The sequence below is a fragment of the Streptomyces sp. NPDC059534 genome (assembly GCF_042743475.1).
In the GTDB taxonomy this organism is placed as follows: Bacteria; Actinomycetota; Actinomycetes; order Streptomycetales; family Streptomycetaceae; genus Streptomyces.
The window spans coordinates 1-1,274 of sequence record NZ_JBHWAQ010000147.1 but is presented as its reverse complement, the minus strand read 5'-3'; the positions used below and the strand labels follow the sequence as shown (position 1 = coordinate 1,274).

Here is a 1,274-nt window from a genome sequence, read left to right as displayed (position 1 = left end):
GTGCTGTACACGTCGGGTTCGACGGGCCGTCCGAAGGGTGTGGTGGTTCCGCATGGTGCGTTGAGCAACTTCTTGTGGTCGATGGGTTCGCAGGTGGGTCTGTCGGCGGGGGAGAAGTGGCTGGCGGTGACGACGTTCGGTTTCGACATCTCGCTGCTTGAGGTGTTTCTGCCGTTGGTGTCGGGTGCGGTGGTGGTGGTCGCGGATCGTGATGTGGTGCGTGATCCGGTGGCGTTGGGCCGGCTGGTGCGGGCTGAGGGTGTGTCGGTGATGCAGGCGACGCCGAGTCTGTGGCGTGCGCTGCTGGAATCGGACCCGGGGGCCGCTGAGGATCTGCGGATTCTGGTGGGTGGCGAGGCGCTGGACGGTCAGCTGGCTTCGGCGCTGACTGGTGCTGGTGTGTCGGTGTGGAACATGTACGGGCCGACGGAGACGACGATCTGGTCGACCAGTGCGCTGCTGGCGGAGGATGGCGGTACGCCGATCGGTGGGCCGATCGCGAACACGCGCGTGTACGTGCTGGATGGCCGGCTGCGGTTGGTGCCGGCGGGTGTGGCGGGCGAGTTGTACATCGCCGGTGACGGCGTGGCCCGGGGCTACCTCGGCCGCCCCGGGCTCACTTCGGAGCGTTTCGTCGCCGATCCGTTCGTGCCCGAGGGCTCGCGGATGTACCGGACGGGCGACCTCGTCCGGTGGACGGACGCAGGCGTCCTGGAGTTCGTCGGTCGTGTCGACGACCAGGTGAAGGTGCGGGGATACCGCATCGAGCTCGGTGAGGTCGAGTCGGCGCTGTCGCAGGCGGACGGCGTCGCCCGCGCGGTGGCGATGGTCCGTGAGGACGCCCCGGGTGACCGGCGTCTGGTCGGCTACGTCGTCCCCGTCGAGGGCATCACCCTGGACGGGGAGGCGGTCCGCCGAAGCATCGCCACCCTTCTTCCCGAGTACATGGTTCCGTCGGCGGTGGTCGTGCTCGAGTCGGTCCCGCTGACGCCGAACGGCAAGACGGACCGCAAGGCGTTGCCCGCGCCGACGGCATCCGGTGCGGTTCGTCGTGAGGCGCGGTCGGCGCAGGAGGACATCCTGTGCGGGCTGTTCGCGGAGATCCTGGGCCTGTCCCGGGTCGGGATCGACGACAGCTTCTTCGACCTGGGCGGCCACTCGCTCCTCGCGACCCGCCTGATCTCCCGTATCCGATCCGTCCTCGGAGTCGAACTGCCCGTCCGGGCCCTGTTCGAGACCCCGACCGTCGCCGCCCTCGCCCCACGCCTGGAGCG

Annotated in this window: 1 protein-coding gene; it reads left to right on the top strand. The window is 69.3% G+C overall.

The window, feature by feature from the left end:
• On the top strand, positions 1 to 1,274 hold a 1,274-nt coding region (locus tag ACFVZH_RS40405), incomplete at both ends, for an amino acid adenylation domain-containing protein (RefSeq protein WP_384905642.1).